This is a genomic window from Kluyvera huaxiensis (genome assembly GCF_040149365.1).
In the GTDB taxonomy this organism is placed as follows: Bacteria; Pseudomonadota; Gammaproteobacteria; order Enterobacterales; family Enterobacteriaceae; genus Kluyvera; species Kluyvera intermedia_A.
This window is the reverse complement of record NZ_JBEFLV010000018.1, coordinates 25,381-46,663: the sequence shown is the minus strand read 5'-3', so window position 1 is coordinate 46,663 and position 21,283 is coordinate 25,381. Positions and strand designations below refer to the sequence as shown.

19 protein-coding genes and 1 pseudogene are annotated in these 21,283 nt (G+C 53.3%); all 20 read left to right on the top strand.

The features are described 5' to 3' along the window. The first annotated feature begins 177 nt into the window (after window positions 1-177). The 20 genes and pseudogenes from ABOC97_RS17545 to ABOC97_RS17450 all read left to right on the top strand — a co-directional run bounded on the left by ABOC97_RS17545 (window position 178) and on the right by ABOC97_RS17450 (window position 21,201). Window positions 178-819 (top strand): hypothetical protein, encoded by a 642-nt coding sequence (locus ABOC97_RS17545; protein ID WP_022649943.1) that lies wholly within the window; start codon window positions 178-180, stop codon window positions 817-819. 2 nt (window positions 820-821) lie between these two features. Further along, window positions 822-2,078, top strand: coding sequence for a phage terminase large subunit (locus ABOC97_RS17540; protein WP_002211787.1), 1,257 nt, complete (start codon window positions 822-824; stop codon window positions 2,076-2,078). Between the two features lie 33 nt (window positions 2,079-2,111). Continuing rightward, entirely contained in the window at window positions 2,112-3,686 is a 1,575-nt protein-coding gene (locus ABOC97_RS17535; protein WP_349600250.1) for a phage portal protein, read from the top strand. Between the two features lie 22 nt (window positions 3,687-3,708). Next, window positions 3,709-4,602, top strand: coding sequence for a DUF6651 domain-containing protein (locus ABOC97_RS17530; protein WP_022649945.1), 894 nt, complete (start codon window positions 3,709-3,711; stop codon window positions 4,600-4,602). Window positions 4,603-4,628: 26 nt separating this feature from the next. Beyond that, window positions 4,629-5,504 (top strand): major capsid protein, encoded by an 876-nt coding sequence (locus ABOC97_RS17525; protein ID WP_001130336.1) that lies wholly within the window; start codon window positions 4,629-4,631, stop codon window positions 5,502-5,504. Between the two features lie 74 nt (window positions 5,505-5,578). Then, window positions 5,579-5,761, top strand: a pseudogene (locus tag ABOC97_RS17520) (Ig-like domain-containing protein); the annotation flags it as partial. 46 nt (window positions 5,762-5,807) lie between these two features. Continuing rightward, a complete protein-coding gene (locus ABOC97_RS17515) occupies window positions 5,808-6,242 on the top strand; it encodes a hypothetical protein (protein WP_000801184.1) in 435 nt (144 codons plus the stop codon). After that, the gene (locus ABOC97_RS17510) at window positions 6,242-7,075 is read left to right on the top strand and encodes a hypothetical protein (RefSeq protein ID WP_022649947.1); all 834 of its coding nucleotides are present in this window, start codon (window positions 6,242-6,244) and stop codon (window positions 7,073-7,075) included. Before ABOC97_RS17515 ends, ABOC97_RS17510 begins: the two co-directional genes overlap by 1 nt. Before the next feature lie 97 nt (window positions 7,076-7,172). Beyond that, on the top strand, window positions 7,173-7,517 hold the full coding sequence (locus ABOC97_RS17505) for a hypothetical protein (protein WP_001027662.1): 345 nt from the start codon (window positions 7,173-7,175) through the stop codon (window positions 7,515-7,517). After that, window positions 7,508-7,981: a hypothetical protein gene (locus ABOC97_RS17500; protein ID WP_022649948.1), complete on the top strand. Its 474-nt coding sequence runs from the start codon at window positions 7,508-7,510 to the stop codon at window positions 7,979-7,981. Before ABOC97_RS17505 ends, ABOC97_RS17500 begins: the two co-directional genes overlap by 10 nt. A gap of 1 nt (window position 7,982) precedes the next feature. Continuing rightward, window positions 7,983-8,366, top strand: a complete 384-nt coding sequence (locus ABOC97_RS17495; RefSeq protein ID WP_000469441.1) for a minor capsid protein — start codon at window positions 7,983-7,985, stop codon at window positions 8,364-8,366. Window positions 8,367-8,440: 74 nt separating this feature from the next. Then, the gene (locus tag ABOC97_RS17490) at window positions 8,441-9,187 is read left to right on the top strand and encodes an Ig-like domain-containing protein (RefSeq protein WP_022649949.1); all 747 of its coding nucleotides are present in this window, start codon (window positions 8,441-8,443) and stop codon (window positions 9,185-9,187) included. Window positions 9,188-9,246: 59 nt separating this feature from the next. Then, window positions 9,247-9,564 (top strand): hypothetical protein, encoded by a 318-nt coding sequence (locus ABOC97_RS17485; protein ID WP_000163862.1) that lies wholly within the window; start codon window positions 9,247-9,249, stop codon window positions 9,562-9,564. A 125-nt stretch (window positions 9,565-9,689) separates the two neighbouring features. Then, the gene (locus tag ABOC97_RS17480; protein ID WP_000952684.1) at window positions 9,690-9,914 is read left to right on the top strand and encodes a hypothetical protein; all 225 of its coding nucleotides are present in this window, start codon (window positions 9,690-9,692) and stop codon (window positions 9,912-9,914) included. Between the two features lie 7 nt (window positions 9,915-9,921). Beyond that, window positions 9,922-14,493 carry a tape measure protein gene (locus ABOC97_RS17475; protein WP_349600240.1) on the top strand — a complete coding sequence of 1,524 codons (4,572 nt, stop codon included), beginning with the start codon at window positions 9,922-9,924 and terminating at the stop codon, window positions 14,491-14,493. A 41-nt stretch (window positions 14,494-14,534) separates the two neighbouring features. Further along, the gene (locus ABOC97_RS17470) at window positions 14,535-14,870 is read left to right on the top strand and encodes a phage tail protein (RefSeq protein ID WP_016051623.1); all 336 of its coding nucleotides are present in this window, start codon (window positions 14,535-14,537) and stop codon (window positions 14,868-14,870) included. 89 nt (window positions 14,871-14,959) lie between these two features. Further along, window positions 14,960-15,658, top strand: a complete 699-nt coding sequence (locus ABOC97_RS17465; protein WP_016051624.1) for a phage minor tail protein L — start codon at window positions 14,960-14,962, stop codon at window positions 15,656-15,658. Then, complete coding sequence (locus ABOC97_RS17460) at window positions 15,651-16,448, top strand: C40 family peptidase (RefSeq protein WP_022649951.1); 798 nt, start codon at window positions 15,651-15,653, stop codon at window positions 16,446-16,448. Before ABOC97_RS17465 ends, ABOC97_RS17460 begins: the two co-directional genes overlap by 8 nt. Beyond that, a complete protein-coding gene (locus ABOC97_RS17455; RefSeq protein WP_016051626.1) occupies window positions 16,436-17,026 on the top strand; it encodes a tail assembly protein in 591 nt (196 codons plus the stop codon). The genes ABOC97_RS17460 and ABOC97_RS17455 overlap by 13 nt, the downstream gene beginning before the upstream one ends. Window positions 17,027-17,043: 17 nt before the next feature. After that, window positions 17,044-21,201: a phage tail tip fiber protein gene (locus tag ABOC97_RS17450; protein ID WP_022649952.1), complete on the top strand. Its 4,158-nt coding sequence runs from the start codon at window positions 17,044-17,046 to the stop codon at window positions 21,199-21,201. Window positions 21,202-21,283: the final 82 nt, after the last annotated feature.

Here is a 21,283-nt window from a genome sequence, read left to right as displayed (position 1 = left end):
TTGAGAGCCTGCTTCCGTATATATAAATACTAAGTGACTTATTAAATATATACGGAAGCAGGTTCTGAATACTCCCCAGCCCGGTTTTAAACACCCAGAAAACAAATTGGTTAGGCACTGAATTAAACAAGTTGTTTAGGAGCGCAAGGATGCGCTCTGAGTGTTTTAGAGGGATCTATGACTGTAGAAAAAGACGAGAGCAAAACTCGCCTGACACCAGCTGAGTGGGCAGAAGCCGAAGCAAAGTGGACTTCCGGCGAATACACACTCTCCAAGCTGGAGGAAGAGTACGGCATTCGTCGTGAAACGCTCTCCAGACATTTCAAAAAGCGTGGATTAGAGAAAGGCGCGGACTCCGTTGGGAAGATGGTGCGCGAGTCGCTCAAATCCGACGCAGAGCTGCGTGCGAAGGCGCGTGCAGAGAAAATCGAAGAGCGCCGGACTCGTTACGACGATTGGGCATTCGCACTCGGGCGCATGGTCATGCACGAAGTTGCCACTGCCAAAAAGGATGGCAGACCTCTCGCAGCCATAGAAGATGACCTTAAAAGTCTCCAGCGAGCCAGCGGCACACTCGCTAAGTGCTTCGAAATATCCTCGAAAGCGCTCGGTATGGATCGCGCTGAGAACGAAGAAGACGAAATCCCGAACCTGGTATTTGGCGAACTTACGCCTTCCCAGGTGGCGCAGCTGCGTAAGGAAGATGATGAGCCGGATCTGATTGATGACGATCTGCTTGAGTCACTCGAAGAGGAAGCACTGAGCGAAGCAGAGGGCGATTCTGACGCGTCTGGTGATGAAAGTGATGGGAGCGTCTAACTATGGCCATCCCGTCGTCTCTGAGTCTCGTACAGCTGCATTCTGGGCAGATGCAAGTCTTTCAGTCGCCACATCGTTTCAAAGTGGTGTGTGCGGGTCGACGCTGGGGTAAATCCCGGTTGTCGATCTCCACCATCATCCGCGCGGCAGCCAAAGAGAAGAAGCAACGTGTCTGGTACGTCGCACCGACGTACCAGATGGCTCGCCAGATCTTGTGGGATGACCTGCAGGAAGTTCTGCCGCGTAAATGGGTTCGTAAGAAAAACGACACCACGATGACCATCGTGCTGAAGAACGGCTCTGAAATCGCGCTGAAAGGTGCGGATAAGCCCGATACGCTTCGTGGTGTGGCACTGCACTTTGTGGTGCTCGATGAATTTCAGGATATGAAGCCGGACACCTGGTACAAGGTACTGCGTCCGACACTGTCCTCTACCCGTGGCGGTGCGCTGATCATCGGTACGCCAAAAGGCTTCTCCGAGTTCCACAAGCTGTGGACTATCGGTCAGAACAAAGATTTGCAACGCAAAGGGCAGTGGAAGAGCTGGCAGTTCGTTACGGCTGATTCTCCGTTCGTACCGAGCGCGGAAATCGAAGCAGCGAAGAACGATATGGACCCTAAATCGTTCGCACAGGAATACCTGGCCAGCTTCGAAAACATGTCCGGACGCGTTTACTACCCGTTCGACCGCAATGTGCATGTGAAGCCACTCCAGTTCAATCCGAAACTGCCGATCTGGGTTGGTCAGGACTTCAACATCGACCCTATGTCATCGGTCATCCTGCAGCCGCAGCCAAATGGCGAGTTGTGGGCCGTGGACGAGGTTGTGCTGTTCTCTTCCAACACGGCTGAAGTGTGTGATGAGCTGGAGCGCCGTTTCTGGCGCTGGAAGTCTCAGGTCACTATCTTCCCTGACCCGGCAGGTGCGTATCGCCAGCACGCACGCGGCGAATCGGACGTCGATATCTTCAAGGAAAAAGGTTTCCTTCGAGTCGATTATCCGAAGAAGCACCCGCCGATCGCAGACCGTGTTAACGCAGTGAACCGCATGTTGATGAGTGCCTCGGGCGAAACCCGGTTGTACATCGATCCGAAGTGCAAACACCTCATCGACTCGCTGGAGAAGGTGATCTACAAGCCAGGCTCACGCGATATGGATAAGACTGGCGGCATCGAACACAGTGCGGATGCGTTGGGTTATCCGGTTCATCGTAGGTATCCGGTGAAAAATCGTGTTATTCTTGGTGGATCTAGATAGGTAAGTGCTTACCTAAGTGGAAAGGGAAATCAAATGGAATTGACTGACAAGCAAATCAAAGACCTTGTGGCACGACGCCACCCTGAATATGAGAAGAAAAAAGAACATTGGGACTTCCTCGCCAGCACCTACGCTGGCGGGCGTGCCTGGTTCAACGACAATATCTTCCGTTACTTCAAAGAGGGCGATCAGGAGTTCAAAGAGCGCCTGGAACGCGCTTATCGCTTCAACCATACGCGCGAAGTGGTAAACCTCATCAACAAATACCTCTTCAAAGAGGTCATTCACCGCAACACTGATGAAGCACCGGAGCAGATCCGCAATTTCTGGAAGCGAGCCACGCGCCAGAAAGCCTCCATCGATGCGTTTATGGCGGCTATCGATCTGCAATCATCCATTTATGGCCGTATCTGGGTTGTCGTGGACAGCACCATGAACGTCGATGTTGAGTCTGTTGCAGACGAGAAGAAAAATGATGCGCGTGCCTACGCTTACTGGATTTCGCCGCAGCAGCTGCTTGATGTTGCCTGGGATGAAGACGGCAATATGTTGTGGGCGCTGATTGTTGAAATCGCGCGCGACGACGAAGATCCGTTCACATCAACCGGGCAGGAATACCAGCGTTACCGTCTGTGGACGCAAAACGAGTGGTATCTGTTCCGTGAAGAAGTGAAGAAGGGTTCCGGAAATAGCGGTCGCCGTCAGGCCAAAGTCGTTCTGGAGGATAGCGGCCAGCATAATCTGGGCGTGGTGCCGGTGTTCCCGGTGGATTGCATTGGTGAAAGCGAGTCTCCGTATTTCAGCCCGTCGTTGATTGACGATATTGCCTATCTTGATCGCGCCGTGGCCAACTACCTGTCGAACCTTGACGCGATTATTCAGGATCAGACATTCAGCCAGCTGGCGATCCCGGTTCAGTCATTGCTGCCGGGCGATGAAAACCACACCAAAGTGCTTGAAATGGGGACAAAGCGCGTCTTCACCTTCGACTCTGAGAGCGGTAATCAGCCATTCTACCTGTCTCCGGACCCGAAACAGGCCCAGATGATTATCACCACGATTAAGACGGTGATTAACGAGATCTACCATTCCGTTGGCGTGGCAGGTGAGCGAACCAAGCAGGATAACGCACAGGGCATCGATAACTCTTCGGGCGCAGCGAAGATGTACGACTTCCAGCGCGTTAACAGTCTGCTGGTGACAAAAGCAGAGCGCCTCGAAAGGGCAGAGCGCCAGATGATGCAGCTGGCAGCGAAGTGGATGGGTGTCGAACTGGATGAAGACCACTCTCTGATCGCGTACCCGGAAAGTTTCGACATCCGCGGTCTGACTGATGAGTTTGCAGTTGCTGAAAAGCTCTCGCTGCTTCAGGCACCTGATTCCGTTCGTCGTCACCAGATGGAAATGCTCATCGAGAAAGTGTTCCCGAACATTTCTGAGGCGATGAAAAAGGAATTTGATAAAGATCTCTTGAAATTTCCTCCAAAAAATGATCTAAACACCCTTGAAAATAAGTTAGTACTTACTTATGATCGAGATACAGCCCAAGAAAGCGGGCAAGATCAACCCCGAGGGAATGGGGACTCATCTACTCAAGAGACCGAGTGATAAGTAACGAAAAGGAATTTCTATGAATCTGTGGCAAATGCTTTTGGCCCGTCGTGGCCTGATGGATGCAGCCGAAGCGCATGAGCGCGGCGGCGCTGGTGGCGGCGCTCCTGCTGGAGACAATGAGCAGGGTACGCAAGACCAAGGCAAACAGGGCGAGCAAAAAGAGCAACCGAAGGGTGACGACGAGTATGCCGGTATGACTCAGGAAGAGTTGCTGGCAGAACTACGAAAGTCCAAGAAGACCGGTGCAGACCTGCTGAAAGAGAACATGAAGCGCAAGGAGAAAGAGCGCACATTGGCCGATCAGCTGGCTCAGTACGGCGATATTGACCCGGCGCGTGCTCGCCAGCTTCTCGAAGCTGAACAAGCCGCAGAAACCGCACGCCGTGAGGCAGAGCAGGCTGAACTGGAACGTCGCGGCGAATTCGACGCTGTGAAAAAGCAGATGATCGAAGCGCACCAGGCTGAACTGGCACAGCGCGACGAACGCTACTCCGCTCTGGAGAGCGAGAACGCCGCACTGAAGGCTCAACTGGTCGAAATGACTGTTGGCGCTTCCTTCAGCGGCTCTGCCTTCCTGCGTGACAAAGTTCTGATGACTCCGGCTAAGGCTCGCGTTATCTACGGCTCTCATTTCGAAGTGGGTGAAGACGGTAGTGTTGTGGGCTTTGATAAGCCAGCCGGTCAGAAAGAACGTGCAGTTCTGGTTGACGGTGAAGGCAAACCGTTACCGTTCGAATCCGCGATTGAGCGCATTCTGCGTGCAGATCCGGAAGCTGACGCACTGTTGCGCAGCGAAGCCAAGCAGGGTGCTGGTTCCAATAGCAAACCGACCCACAAAGTAAACCAGCCGAAGAGCAAGTCGACTATGGATAAGTTGACCTCCGGTCTGGGGAAAATCGGACTCAAGTAACATCTTAAATCATAGGGAAATGAAAGATGCCATTACTGCGTGATGAAGCTGAAAAGCTGTCTAACAACGAACTTGAGCAGGGTGTGATCGAGACCATCATCGATCGCGATGACCTGTTCGCTGTTCTGCCTTTCATGAAGATTAATTCTAAGGCATACCTCTACAACCGCGAAGCTACCCTGAGCGAAGCAACCTTCATTGATGTGAACGACACCATCACCGAAGGCGCTGCAACCTTCACCGAACACGTTGCGAAGCTGCGTATCCTGGCAGGCGACGTAGACGTCGACAAATTCCTGGCGACCACTATGTCCGACACCAACAACCAGCTGGCAATCCAGGTTCGTCAGAAGGTGAAAGGTCTGGCTCGCGCATTCCGCCGCAACCTGATTCTGGGCGACTCCAGCACCAACACCAAAGCGTTCGACGGCATTCCGAAGCTGATGCACGACGATCAGAAGATCGATATCGAAGGCGCTTCCATGACCTTCTCCATGTTCGACGAGCTGGTCGACGCGGTGAAAGATCTGGGCGCAGACTGCATCATGATGCGTTCCGAGCACCTGCGTGCTTATCGCGCTCTGCTGCGTACCGTTAGCCTCGGCCCGTCCGAAATCATGATGGAAAACTTCGGCCGTCCGATGCTGTGCCACAACGGTGTACCGTTCATCGTGAACGACTTCATCCCGACTGACGCGGGCAAAGCAAGCATCTACTGCCTGCACCTGTCCGAAGAGAACGGTGTGACTGGTCTGTATGGCGGTGAAAACGCAGGTATCGTTGTTGAGAACATCGGTACTGTTCAGAACAAAGACGCAACCCGTACCCGCGTTAAGTGGTACTGCTCTCTGGCGAACAAGCACGACAAGGCTATCGCCGCGCTGACCAACGTAAAAATTTGATCAGTATGGTAGGTAAGTAATTATCTACCCTTTAAGGGTGGGCTATACGCCCACCCTTTTTGTAGGAGCGAGAAATGCCAGAACAAAAGATGAAGATCACGGAAGAGGCGTTTGCGGATTTCACGGGGCATATGTGCCGTGCCGGATTCACCAATTCCATCTCCAACGAGCCTCTGAGCGAGCGCCAGCAGAACCATCTTGCGGCTTGCTTCCGGGCAATTCCGTTCACTCAGTCTGTCACCATTACACCGGCTGCGTAACCAACACATGGGCGGCGATGACGCCCATTAAGTGAGAAGAAGAATGAAACCAGCAAAAATTCGTTTATTGGAGCCTCAGTTTTTGGGGTATACGGGCATTCTCTGCGGTATCCAGTTTGTCGACGGCATCTCGGTTGCTGAACTGCCATTCATCGATCAGCAGCGAATTTGTGCCTCCATGCGTGCCACTACCGTTGAAGGCAAAAATGTATCTCCTTCTGCCGCGTACAGCAGCCGCAATGATTTGACTGCGGACGACATTGTCGAGACGGCGGCCCCGGATATTGTGCCAATGAAACGTGGTACGGCTGAAGTGGAAGCCAAACCGGTACAACGCTTCACTCGTGAAGAGCTGGAGTCGATTGCGGACTGTGAAGGTATTGCGGGTCTGCGTCAGATCGGCAACCAGATTGGCGTGAAAGCCAAAGGTATCGTTGAAATGATCGAAGGCATCCTGAAAGCACAGGGCGGTGAGTAATGGCGCAGATCGACACGTACCGTAGCGGGGAAGCAGTTTCCCTGTCGTTTGCATTTAACGTTCTGGATATTGAGTCGGCCACGTATACCGTCAGAGATGGCGCAGGTGCGATCATCGTCGATAACGAACCTCTCGATATTACTGAGGGGCAGATGTCCATTCCGGTTGTCGTGTCGGCCGAACACAACCTGCTTTCAGATAAAGAGCGCGATCTGCGACACGTCATTGTCAAAGCGGTGGCATCCGGGCTGACGCATGAAGAGCGCAAGATGTACGTTCTGCTGAATAGCTTCGAGCTGTCAATTCCTGGCCAGTCATTCGCAACGGTCGCAGACGCCCAGATGCAAGCTATCGATATGCTGAACGGCGACACCCTGTTAGCTGATGGCGAAGGGCTGATGCGCAAACGTCTCATTGAGGCCACCAGACGCGTCAAAACGCTGCCGTTCTCAATCCGCAAAGTCCTGCGTATCGACTTCGACCGTTACGACCGCCCGCAAAACATGCTGAACGTCTATGACATTCCGTGGGGCGCTGACGGGGCATATCGTCACGATCAGATCGATTGGGAACAGATGACGCCGGATAAATTCGAAGAGTTCCCGGACTACTTCAAACTGGCATTAATGCTGGCCGTGGTTAATGAAGCCTGCGAAATCGCTAACGGTAATGACGTAGCGGCAGCCCGCGAGGACGGCATTCTGTCTGAGTCCATTGGTGAAACGACCAATATGTACCGCACCGGCAAAGCGGCAAATGTGCATGTGGCTCGCAGTACCTGGCGACTGCTGGTCAGTTACATCAATAACCGCATGATTGTTCGCCGTGCGTAACGCCAGTCGCATTATTTACTTCTGGTCGAAAGGCTCAAGACGAGCAATCGCGCCTTCGCCTGGTAATGAGTGCGGCCGCCAACCACAGGGAGAGTGCATGAACATTTCATGGCAAGCAGAGATTGCGATTTACCGTCTTGGTTCGAAGAACGTCTACGGTGAAGCGCAATTGCAGTTCGTCAGGAAGACGAACGTCGGCGTAGTTAAGTTTGAGCAAAGTAACGAGAAGTCATCGGTACGTGCGGACAGCTCCGGCAGTCGCGGTAAAGCGAATCTGGAATTGTTCGATGCTGTTCTGGTGATCCCACTTGAGGCCGCAGTGCAGCTTGATGACGTTCTCATTCTGGAGGGGCAAAAGCTGAAGGTATCCAGCGTGCATCGTCGCTGGGGACTGCGTGGGCGCCCTGGGCACCTGGAAGTAGGGGCAAACATATGGGTCTGAAGTACGACTCGCATCAGTTTAAGCGTGCTGGCGACAGGCTCAATAACAGCCAGAAAGCTTTTAAGCGTTATCTCATCCGTGACATGGAGAAGCTGGCGCGTCTGGTTGAGCGTCTGGCGCGGGCAATGGCCCCGCTGGAGACTGGCTCACTCGAAAGCGCGATCTTCGCGAGAGTGGTCAAAGAAGGCTATACCGGGCTGCGTATTGAGTTATCGGTATCTGGAGCCAAACCACGAGAAGGGCATCCGGGCGTTGAGGTTGGCGATTATGCGGAGTACATGGAGTTGGGCAAGTATCGTCTCGGCTATCTCTCCCGCATGAAGAGCGTCACCAACCCGCCAGTCGCTGGTGTGAAGCCACGAGTTGGGCCTTTGTTCCTTGAGAGAGCCGTGCAGATCAGTGAGAAACAGTTCACTCAGACGATTGCAGAAGCGGCAAGGAAAGCAGGTTTTACGAGAGGTTGATGTGTTTATTGAGGCATTTGCGAGCCTGATGCAGAAGGCGAAGATCGGTACAGTCGGCACTGACATTTTCTGTCACTACATGCCAGCCAATGTGAAGTCCGGTGTTCTGTTGGTTACTCCCAATACGGGGATCACCATTGACCATGAGTTAAAAGGCTTCTATCACGACTCTTTCACCGTCATCGTGCGTAATGCGACGATCACAAAGGCGGTGGCGAAAGCCAATAAGATCATGGACATGTTCCCGGTCGAAGAAACCGTGTCAGAGGGCGTTTACTTCCGGTTGGTTCGGCCAATGTCGATGCCGATTACTTATCCCAAAAACGAAGGTTCGCTGATTGAAGCGGGTATCCCGATTGAATTTGCGGGCTATTTGTTGAATTAATAAAATAAGTAAGTATATACTTACCATTGGCACCATGAAGGTGCTGATTTAACGGAAAAAGGAGTTTTCCAACAATGTCCAATACCCATGTAAAAAACATCAAACTTGGCGCCTGCAAAGTGTCGTTTGGTGGCGTTGATCTGGGTTACACCAAAGGCGGTGTTCAGGTTGAAGTTGCGACCGAAACTCTGAAAGTCACCGTAGACCAGTTGGGGCAGACCACCATCTCCGAGCTGGTGCAGGGTCGTAACATCACTATCACTGCGCCGCTGGCCGAGTCTGTGTTGCAGAATATGGTCGATCTGATGCCGGGTTCTACTCTGAGCGAAGAAGATAACGCTGTGACCATCACTTCCGCACAGGGCGTCAACCTGATCGACGTAGCCAAAGAGCTGGTTCTGACCCCGCAGGATACCACCGACTACGTTCTGACCATCCCGAAAGCTGCGACCGCAGGTAACTTCACCATGACCTACCAGTCTGATGATGTTCGCGTGTTCTCCGTTCAGTTCACCGCTTACCCGGATGACGACGGCGTGCTGGGGAAAATGAGCGGCCCAAAGCCGGTTAAAACCGTCTCTATCTCTCCGGAATCTCCGGAAGTTAAAGCCGGTGAGACCGTGCAGCTGACTGCCCAGATCACCCCTGCAGATGCCGGCGATAAAACCGGTGTGTGGGAATCCGACAATCAGGAGAAAGCAACCGTTGACCAGACTGGTCTGGTTCGCGGAGTAGCTGAAGGTTCGGCAAATATCTCCTTTACCAGCAATAGCGGCGGCAAGAAAACGACCAAAGCAGTAACGGTTAATTCTGCCGAATAATCGCGACGTAACTAAGCAGAGGCTCAGGAAGAGCCTCTCTTTCAAAAGGACTTTAACCAATGACCAAATTACTCGATCTCGACTCCATTCTGCCGCCGAAGAAAAGCATCAAGTTCGGCGGCCAGGAATATCCCATCGTTGAAATGACTGTTGGCCTGTTCGTCTCCATCAAGCAGATGGAAGGCAAAGACCTCCAGAACATGTCGCCTGTTGAGCAGGTTACTGCTTACGCCGACCTGGTTCGCAAGGTCATCCCATCCGTGCCGGACGCTGTACTGGAAAAACTGACTGTTCCGCAGCTCCAGCAGATCTTCACCTTCGCTATGGAAGTGATTGATGAAGAGAACGAAAAAGCGGCTGGTGAAGGGGCAAAGTAATTTCCCGCGATGAATCCGGGGTAAAGACCGTATCGATAGATCTCGGATTCTATTTCAGTCGTGTAGTTGCTCACTACGCCGTGTCGCCATTAGAGCTGCTGGGCGTCCCTCTAACGATGTTCTGGATGCTCAGCCGCAACATCGACCGTCTGCGTGCGGAAGAGGATGTCCGCAACCTGCAAGTCGCTCGCGCTGCTCAGGCAGATGGCGAGGGCGTGAAGGCGTTCATGGAGGGTTTGCAACTCAGGATTGGAAGACCAGTCGTAACCGATAAAGTCTACGATCCTCGCAAGGATAAGGCAGACCCTGACGCCAAAGAGCAACTGATGCAAATTTTTGGCAGAGGATGACAAGGGAATGTCACAAAACGTAGAGTTTATCCTGTCGCTGGAAGACAAGCAGTTTACAGCGTCAATCGACCGGGCGGGTAAGCTACTTACCAGATTCGGGGAGCAGGCCACAAAGCCAGCTCAGAAAATTAACAATCTGGAACGCTCGTTGGGTTCGGTCTCCCGCATCATCGGCGTTCTGGAGTCCAAGCTCGATGCCACGGCAGACAAACTACAGGATGTAGCTGCCGGCTTCGAGCTTGTGTCTGATGTTTCGCGCAAGACGCGAGGCAACATTACCAGCCTCAACTCAGGTCTCAAAACCCTGATTGAGCGCGTCGACACAACCACCTCATCCGTTAATAAGCTCACCACATCGCTGCGCAAGGTTCAGTCTGAACTCAACGAGTTTTCCGATTGGGCAACGTTCGCTGGCAAGAGCGCCAGCCGCTTCGGTACGGAGGTAAAAGAAGCCTCTTCCTCCGTGAGTGGCATGAATACGCGCCTTAACACCACGACGAAGCGTCTCAGTAATTGGGGTGTCACAACGAGCCAGGCTGCCGAGGGGCTGAAGAAAGTCCGCGATCAGATGGATGCCGTGATTGGCCGCCAGCAACTGATCAGCAAGCCGGTACGTGTACGCACCAGCGGCTACGGTGATGGCGGTGGTGGTCGACACAGCGGTTCCTATGGCCACGGCGGGCGTGGTGCTGAAAGTGGTGTGTTCTCTGGTCTGCGCGGCAACATTTTCTTGCTTGGCGAGATTGGTGATGCGGCAAGAACGGTAACTGACATCCTGTTCGGCTGGCAGAAGCCAATCATCGAAGCCGCCTCCGAAATGGAGCGTATGCGTGTCATGTTGCGCGGGCTGAACAAGGACAAGGCCAACCCTGGCAAAGCAGCCGCAGAGGATATGCAGTACATCGTGGATATGGCGCAAAACGCCCCGTTTGCGATGCAGGCTCTGACCGATTCCTTCGTTAAATTCCGCTCGGCAGGTCTCGATCCTACTGACGGGTCGCTGAAAGCACTGGTGGACTCCGTTGCACGCTTCGGCGGCGATAGCGAACTGCTTAAACGTGCTGCCGTGGCTGTCCAGCAGATGTCCGGTAAGGGCGTCGTGTCGATGGAAGAACTGCGTCAGCAATTAGGTGAAGCCGTTCCTAACGCGATGAAAGCGATGGCAGACGCTGCCGGTATCACTATGGGGGAACTGACCAAAGCAGTCTCCACCGGTACTGTGGAAGCGAAACAGGCGCTATCGCTGATGTTCGTTGGTCTGCGTGCGGAGAACGAAAACGCCGCCAAAGACATGATGCAAACCTACACTGGTGCGCTGGCGCAATTGCAAACCTCCTTTACGCTGTTTGCCGATCGTGTCGGTCAGGCGGGCTATCTGGATTCTCTCACAAAGGGGATGAAAGAGCTTGCTTCCATCATGAACAGCGCTGAAGGCATTTCGTTCGCTAACTCGCTGGGTTCCGGACTCTCCACGGCGATCGACGGCTTACGCGAGCTGGCGCAGTGGCTGGCTAAAAACCAGGAGCTGGTTATCAGCCTGGGCAAAGTTGTTGCTGCGATGGTGGCGTTCAAGCTGATGCGTGCCGGGATTGCAGGTGTGATCGGTACTGCCGGGCAAATGGTTAACACATTTACCAAGATGTCGACCGTTCTCCAGGCTCCGTTCAATCTGGGCGCGACAGCGGTCACCCGCTTTAATCGTGCGGCTCGTATGGGGCTGGCTCCAATCCCATCGCTGATCTTCGCTATCCGTGGCGCGATTACGGGGCTTCAGGGCGCGTTTGCTGGGCTAACTGCGTTCATTGCAGCAAACCCCATTGGTGCAGCGTTCACCGTAGCTACCGTGGCTGTAGCCGGTCTTATCACGTATATGACCATGCTCCGCAGCGAAACGTCCAAAGTTGTGGACGAGATCCGCAAAATCCCGGAGGCGATGACTGCGGCCAAGCGTGCGCAGATGGCAGCGCGTGCAGCCGAGCTTGAAAAACAGATCCAGCGAGACCAGCAGGCGCTTAAAACCGGTGAAAGCGTGAACTACTACTCCACAGCGGCTGGCCCTGTCGCCGTGAAGGAGTCCAAAGAGGTTGTTGAGGCTCGCCTGAAGAAAAATCAGGAAGAGTACGAAAGAACCACAGGCACGATGGCGCTGGGTGATGGCGCGGTGGCCAAACGGCTGGCAAAAGAGGCTGCTGAATCCCAGATTGAGAAAATCCGGGCAGATAACCAGGTCTTCTCTGCAACGTTTGTGAAAGCCCGTCAGGAGGCTCTGGATAAGATCCAGAAAATCAACGACGACAAATCGCTTTCGGACGACGAGAAGAACAAGCTGCTCGCACCGCTTCGCGAGAAGGTGAACAAGTCCTATCTGGAACCGGCGCAGAAGCTGGTCGACGACCTGTCTTCTCGCAAAAACGCAACCGAGAAGCAAATTGCCCACTTCAGCGACATGCTGGAGAAAGCGAAGAAAGAGGGGAACACCGAGCAGGTTCAGAAGCTACAAGGCAGCATCCGTGGGTATCAGGAGCATCTTGAAGCTGTTGCTCAGGAGCTGACTCAGGCGGAGTTCGAGCGTGATAGCGCGGCGAAAACCGGTAAGGGCGTAATGTCCAACCAGGGAACCGTTCTAGGGCTGGGAACGACCGATAAAGCGGCTCAGAAAGCACTGGCGCAGTATATGCGGAACCAGATGGACTCCGCGACCTACCAGCGCACACTGCCAGACGGTACGGCGATGCTGGACTTCGAAGGCAAGCCGATCATCGGGCCGAAACAGCTCAAAACCCAGTTGAACCTGCAGAAAGCCTCCAGCGCCAGCTCTCTGGAGAAAATGAGCGACGAGGAACGTGCTGCCGCGATCGCCGCACTGACCAAAGCGCGTGAGCAGGACGCCGCAGCAGCGGAAAAAGCCGGGCAGCGTACTGCCAATGCTTCTCAGCGTGTCGCTAGGAAGGAAGAAAATGCGCAGCGTAAGCTGGCGGCCGGCTACCAGAAAGCCCTGGATAAAGCCGATCAGCTTATGGGGCAGATGGGTGAAAGCTCAAAAGCGACCGTGTCGTTTGATCAGTCTCTCCGCGATACCACCAAATCGCTGACCGAACTGGCCAACGCCGTACCGAATGAGTTCATCACTCAGGAGATGATCGACAAAGCCAAGTCACGCCTGGCTGACCTGGCTAACGCGAGCGACGACTATCGCGAGATGTTCAACCGCCGCAACGTCGAGCAGATGATCTCCACCTGGGCGCCGGAATACGATTCCATCATCAGCGCGGGTTACAAGCCGTCTCGTGAAGAGAAGGTGGCCGATTTCAACGACACCTACAACCGTAACCTGAAAGCGTTGATGGATCTGCGTGACCAGGCTTCTGATCCGAAAATCGTGGCGCTTTACACCAAGCAGATTAACCAGCTGGTGGCGGCAGGCAACACCGCTCTCATCAAAGAGACGGGTACGGCGACACAGAAGCTGGCGCTTGAGTACGAGAATCTGGCCGATCAGCTGGAAAATAGCTGGAGCAACCTGTTCAGCAACATGACGGATACGCTGACCGACTTCGTCATGAAGGGGAAAATGGACTTCTCCAGCCTGGCAGAATCCATCCTCCGCGACATCACCAACATGGTTGTGAAGACGCAGATCACCCTGCCTCTCATGAACATGCTGGGGATGGGAACGACGGCAGCGGGCAGCTCTCAGAGCGGCAATCTGCTTTCTGGTGTCGCATCAGCGGTTGCCAACCAGGGCGTCCGGATGAATGCGGTCAACGGCGATAAGAGCGTGGGTGAGGCGACGAAAGAGACCTCCAGCTCGGTCTCCGGTCTGGGGCAGACCACTCAGCAGACGACCAGCGCGATTGGCTCTGCAACCAACGCGATCGGCAGCTGGGTGAATGGACTGTTCACCAGCACTGAAGCCAAAGACGCGGAAACCAAAGCGGTGAAGACATCCATCTTCTCCATGCAGAACCTTAGCTCTGTCACGGGGGCGCTTTCTGCCGCGTTTGCCATGCTGGGAGCAAACATGTCCGGCTCTGGCAATAAGTGGTTGAGCTTCGGCGCCACCATTGCCTCCGGGCTTGTGTCTGCCTGGGCTGGTGGTGGCTTCGACAACATCGGATCGGGTTCCTCCGGCTCTAACTCCGGGTTCAACAATCTCACCGGATCGGCATCTGATGGTACTGGCGGCATCCCGGCAATTCCGAAGTTCGCCAAAGGCGGCATTTTCGGGAAAGACGGCGTGGTTCCGCTGCGTGCGTACCAGAAAGGTGGCATCGCTGACTCTCCACAGCTGGCGCTGTTTGGTGAAGGGGATATGAACGAAGCCTACGTTCCGCTTCCGGATGGGCGTTCCATCCCGGTTACGCTCAACGCAGAGGGTGTTAAAGGCGGCGGTGGCGGCGTTTTCTCACCTGTCAGCATTGAGATCAACGTCAACAGCGACGGCAGTGTCTCGGAGAACAGCAATTCCGAAGGCGCATGGAGTCAGGCAGCGCAGCGCATGAAGGCGATCGCGCTTGAAACCATCGCTCAGGAGAAGCGGCCAGGCGGTTCGCTCAACCCTAACTCTCAACGTAACTAACCACGGCTGACCCGGAAGGGGCAGTCTCACAAGGATGTGAGATGGAAAGACTGACTTTTAACTGGTATCCCGACTACGAGTCGGAAAAGACCGTGAAGCCTAACGTGGCGGTTCTGAATTTCGGTGACGATTACGAACAGCGCCAGGCCAAAGGTCTCAATCGCATCAAAGAAGAGTGGAGCCTGACATTTACGCGCTCTTACGACGTCATCAATGCCGTCGATGACTTTCTGACGGCACGCGCGGCCGTTGAGTCGTTCTACTGGACGAACCCTCGTGGCAAAAAGATTGTTGTGGTGTGCGACAGCCATACGGTCAAACGTTACCAGGGCTATCAGGTTCTCACTGCGACCTTCAGACAAATTTATGAAGGATAATTTAACCTACTAGATAAGTAGGCACTTATTTACTATTATTTATAGGCGCTGACAGGATGTTGGCGCCTCTTTATTTCAAGGAAGAAACGATGGGTATTAAAGCTGATATTCAGAGCTTGTCGCCCTCCGCGCTCATTGAGTTGTTCGAACTTGATATGTCGAACACCACCTCTGGGGGCAAGCTGTTTTTCCACGCCGGCACAAACGAACTGATGGAGCCAGTCGTTTGGCAGGGTGTGTCCTACGAACCGTGGCCAATCAAAGCGTCAGGCTTTGATAAGACTGGTCAGGGTACTTTGCCGCGTCCAAAAATCCAGGTCTCCAACTTTGCCGGAACTGTCTCCGCTGAAGTTCAGGCAAACGACGATCTGGTGGGTTGCCGCATCATCCGCAAGATGACGCTGGCGCGTTTTCTCGATGCGGCCAACTTCAAAGACGGGAATCCAACCGCAGATCCAAATCAGCACTTCCCGGATGAGATGTGGTTCATCGAACAGAAGACTCTCGAAACCCATGAGGTCGTCGAGTTTGAGCTGTCGAGTGTGTTCGATCTGATGGGCGTGCAGCTGCCGTACCGCCAGATCATCAAAAACACCTGCCCGTGGAAATACCGCGGCCCAGAGTGCGGCTACACCGGCCCATATTTCGACAAAAACAACCAGCAAACCACCATGTCAGGCGCGGATTACTGCACGAAACGCTACGACTCATGCAACGCTCGCCGTAACTACTTTGCCAATGGCGTAATCCACTTTGGCGGGTTCATCGGAGCAACACGTTATGGGTAATAAAGTGCTCCCTGAGCTTGGCTCGGACGTTATGCAACAAATCTATCTGACAGCCATCAAACGCTACCCGAACGAAGCGTGTGGCTTTCTGGTGCGCACCACTGGCGAGAAATATCGCTTCATTGAAGCCCGGAACGTGTCGGAGTACCCGGAAAACACGTTTGTTATGCACGCTGACGACATTATCGCTGCGGAAGATGCGGGGGACGTGGTTGCCATCTGGCACTCCCACACTGACGAATCAGCTGATGCGTCAGACGCCGACCGAGCCGGATGTGAGGCAACGGAAGTTCCGTGGTTGATTCTGGCTGTTCGGAAGAATGTCGAGGGCGATGCGCCATTTCACTTCAGTGAGATGAATGTGATCACCCCAGACGGCTTTGAGATGCCTTATCTGGGGAGACCCTATGTGTTCGGTGTCTTCGACTGCTGGATGCTTTGCCGCGACTATCTCAAGCGCGAGTTTGGTGTTGAGCTGAATCCGAATGCGCACCTGCATATCCCGTCATGGTACACGGGCGACAACGACATTCTCGACCAGAACTATCGAAATGAAGGGCTGGTGCGTCTTGCGCCAGGGACGGAACCGCAGCGCGGCGATGTCTTCTTCATCCAGTACGGAAAAATGCCTGACCACTGCGCGGTGTATATCGGAGACGGCATGATCCTGCATCACCAGATCGACCGCCTGAGTTGTCGCGCTTATTACGGTGGCATGTACCAGAAACACACGACGCACCACCTGCGTCACAGAGACTTACTCAAGGGAGATGAGACGTGTCTGAGTTAGTTCATGTGCAACTTGGCGGCCCTATGGCCAAACACTTCGGTCGTCACTGGCATTTGAAGGTTCGCAACACCAAGCAGGCTCTGGATTTGATTGAGGCTAATCGCCCCGGATTCAAAGCCTGGATGAAGCGAAACCTCAAAACCTACGACAAATACCACATCCAGATCACCAACAAGCAGGGCCACAAATGGTCGGTCGACGAAGGTGAGTACCAGATGATGGGGCAGTCCGACAACATCGCGAAGATCCGAATTACGCCAGTTCCTCGCGGTAGTGGCGGCTCTGCGTTTGGTTGGTTTCAGACGGTGGTGGGTGCTGTTTTGATGGTCGCCTCCATCTGGGTTCCAGCCCTGGCTCCGCTCGGTTTGTCATTAATGATGGGCGGCGTCGCGCAACTCATTTCGCCACAGGCGACGAACGACAGTGTGAGACAGGCGGATAACTCCGACTCGTTCTATTTCGATGGGCCGCAGAACACCACTAACCAGGGAAACCCGGTGCAGCTCATCTATGGAGAGGAAATTTTGGTTGGCTCGCAGGTTGTGAGTTCTTCTATCACCATCGACCAGCTTATGTAATAAGGGATTTTTTGAACATGGAACAGTTCAAGAAGAAAAGGTTGCCTCTCCTGATCGCAGGTGCAGGCGGCAAGAAAAGCAGCAGCTCCAGCCGCACGCCGGTTGAAGCCGATGATACCGTTAACTCGCGTGCTATGGCGTCTATCCTCGACTTGCTCGGGGAAGGCGTTATTGGTGGTCTGGTTGACGGTGCAAAATCGATTTTCATCGATGATCTGCCGATCCTCAATGAAGACGGCTCGGCCAACTATAGCGGCATTACATGGGATTTTCGCGACGGTTCGCAAGACCAGACGCCTATGGCTGGCTTTGATTTTGTTGAAACGCCCAAATCCATCAACATTCAGCTGAAAAAGACACATGAGGTGACAGTCTCCATCGATAACGATGAAGCTGACCGCGTTCGCGTCATCCTCAAATTTCCCTCTCTGCGTAGCGTGGATAAGAAATCGGGTGACACCAACGGCACAACAGTCAAATACAAGTTTCAGATCGCCAATGGCGATGGAACATTTGCTGATGTAGTTGCTGAAGGCGAGAAAAGTGTTGAAGTTGCCCTGACAGCGAAGAAGACAGGTGTTTACTACCGCAGCTACGAACTCAAACTGCCGAAACCTGGCCGCGCATATAAGGTTCGTGTCATACGCCTAACCGACGACAGCAAAACTCAGTATCTCTATAACGATACGTGGGTGGACTCCATCGGTGAGATCGTCGATACGCCAATGAACTATCCGAACTCTGCGCTTGTTGGACTCAAGGTTAACTCAGAGCAGTTCGGCAGCTCTATGCCTTCTCGTTCGTATCTGGTGCGTGGTTTGAAAATCCGCGTGCCGTCAAACTACAACGAGAACACCAATACCTATGTTGGTGTTTGGGACGGTACGTTTAAGCTGCTGTCATCTTCTAACCCAGCCTGGATTCTCTTCGACGTTCTGACCAACGCCCGATATGGCCTTGGGCAGTTTGTCTCTGAGTCCATGATTGATCTTGGACAGATGTATCAGATCGGTCGCTATTGCGACGAAGAGGTCGACGATGGTTTCGGCGGCAAGGAGAAGCGTTTCGCCATCAACACCCAGATAACCAGCCGGCAGGATGCTTATCGACTGATTCAGGATATCGCTGGCGCCTTCCGCGGTATGGTCTTCTGGGCTGGTGGAATGGTCAACGTCATGCAGGACAGTCCGTCAGACCCGGTCATGATGTTTACCAACGCAAACGTCAAAGATGGCCTGTTCAGCTATAAAGGTTCAGCTCGCAAAGATCGTCCTTCCGTTGCGCTTGTCACCTACAACAATAAAGAAGACGGCTACAAGCAGAACATCGAGTACGTCGAAGACCAGGAGGCGATGCGCCGTTATGGCGAGCGCAAAACTGAAGTGGTTGCGTTCGGTTGTACCAGCCGTGGACAGGCGCATCGTGTCGGTTTGTGGTTGCTGTATACCGCTCGCATGGAGTCTGACGTTATCACCTTTACTGCAGGTCTCGATGCTTCGTTCTTGATGCCTGGTGAAACCGTGCTAATCCAGAACAAGTACCGTTCGGGCAAGCGCAACTCCGGTCGCATTATGTCCTTTAACAAGAGCAGCATTACATTAGACGCACCAGTATCGTTGAAGAAAAGCGGCAGCTACATTCGCATCTTGAACCAGGAAGGCAAGATCGTCGAACGCGACATTCTGGAGACGGGGGAGAATATCACTAAAGTGACGTTCTCGAAGTCTCTGGCATCCGGCGAAATGCCAGTAATGAATGGCATCTGGACTATCACCGAACCAGACCTGGAGCCAATGCGAGTACGCGTTATCAACGTTGCACAGGGTGATGCGCAAGGGTCTTTCGATGTGACGGTCGTCCAGAATAACCCTTCGAAGTACGAAGCGATAGACAATGGGGCGACGCTGATTCCGGAGAACAACACCGTTCTCGATCCAACATACTCGAAGCCGACAAACCTGCAGGTGACGGAAGGAACGTATATTTCCAGCCCAGGCAACCTTTCCATCAAGCTTATTGCGACCTGGGAAGGTAAGTCTGCTGAGTATTGGATCAGTTGGCGTCGCTCGGACGAGAACAACGTTTCTAACTGGCAGTCCGCGCGTGTCACTGAAGAGCAGTACGAAATCATCAATATTGCCGAGAACGGCCAATATGATATCCAGCTTTATGCTGTGTCATTCAGCGGCAAAAAGACTGAGATCATCAGTACAGTCTATAAAGTTCAGGGAACGATGACACCGCCAGGCGCACCGACTGCGTTGACGGCCGTGGGTGACTATCGCAACGTGATTCTGAATTGGGTTAACCCTGATTCAATCGATCTCGACCACATCAACGTGTATGCGTCACAGACCAACGACCTGGACACCGCAAAACTGATTGCCGAGGCCGCCAGTACTACTTTCACCCATGCAGGTCTGGGAGATAGCGAAACGTGGTTCTATTGGGTTCGCGCGGCAAATAAGAGAGGCATGTTGAGTCCGCCGAACTCCAATTTGGGTACCGAGGCGATGACAAAGGATGTTCTCTCATTCCTGACAGGGAAAATCACATCTTCTGAGTTGGGACAGGAGTTGCTTGAGGAAATCGACTCTAAGGTTTCTCAGGAGGCTGTTGATTCTATCTATCAGCAGATGGAGGAAAGCCTCAAAGATCTCGATGACAAGTTGACGGCGGCAGATCAGAGACTAGAAGAAGCGCAAAACGGGCTTAAAACGGAAGTGTCCGGCACTTTGGATAAGGTCAATGACGCTCTGCAACAGGTTGAAGATTCCAATGCGGCTTTAGTTGAGTTACAGGAAACTGTATCCGAGCAGGGCAAAGCCGTAGCTGGCGCGGTCGAAGCAGCTCATGCAGCACTCGATAATGCTTCTGCATTGATTGCCGAAGAACGTGAGGCCCGAGTAGAAGGCGATATGGCGAACGCCAAACAGATTGAGGCGATGAAGTCTTCTGTTGACGATAGCGTTGCTGCTGTTGAAGAGATGAAGAAAACTGTGGCCGAAGTCGAGCGAGCCAGCGCGGAAGTAACCACCAATATTGAGGCATTGGCCAAAACCAATATCGATCTCGCTCTGCGTCAGGATGAAGACCAGCACAAGCAGATGGTCAATAACGCGAAGATCGCAACCACTCAGAAGACGTTTGCCGACGATATGTCTGCAATGGCCTCGAAAGTGGAAGAGATCCGCGCAGAAATTGGTGAAGATATTCGCGCTTCTATCACTGAAGAAACGACGGCTCGTGTTGAGGCTGATAAGGCTATTGCGACCCAAATAACCAAGCTTGAAGCTCAGATTAACGACGATATCGCTGCGGCAATTGTGACCGAACAAGAGGCTCGTGCAACGGCGGATGAGTCGTTGTCGAAGCAGATCACAACATTGCAAGCGAAGGTTGAGGGAGATATCAGCGCGGCGCTGGCCGAAGAGCAGATTGCAAGAGCGACCGCCGACGAATCGTTGGCACAACAAATCACAACACTAAAGGCCCAAACAGGTGCCGACATTAAGGCGGCTGTTGCGGAAGAAACGAAAGCCAGAACCGATGCCGACTCTGCGCTGGCAGGGCAAATCACCAATTTGCAGGCTCAGACAGGAAAAGATATCAGTGCCGCTATTACTTCTGAAGCAACCGCACGCGCGGAAGCCGATAAAGCACTAGGTGGTCGTATTGATACGATTAAGGCTGAAGTAGATGGCAACTCGGCCACTATCCAGCAGCAGGCCCAGGCAATTGCCGATACCAACAAAAAGGTTTCGACAGCGTGGACGCTTAAAATGGAGACCTCCACGAGCGGTGGCCAGAAATATGTTGCCGGTATCGCGCTGGGCATTGATAGCACAGGTCTTTCTCAGTTCCTTGTTCAAGCAGACCGCTTTGGTCTTGTGAACTCGGTTAACGGGAAAATCACCACACCGTTTGTGGTCGAAAACAGCGTTGCTTACATGAACGGCGCTTTTATCAAGGATGGAACAATCACCAACGCCAAAGTTGGCGACCTACAGTCCACCAACTTTATCTCTGGCCGTTCAGGATGGCGCTTTGGGAAAAATGGCGTGCTGGAGATCAACGGCAATAGTGGCGGTAACGGTCGTCTGGTCATCAACGGCCAGCGTATCGATGTCTATGACGACAACAACGTTCTCCGGGTGAGGATTGGGCTTCTTTGACAGTAGAAATATTTCTTCATATCGGTAAAAATAAGTAGGTACTTACTTAATAACGGGCAAGGATGCCCGTCTTATCAAGGAG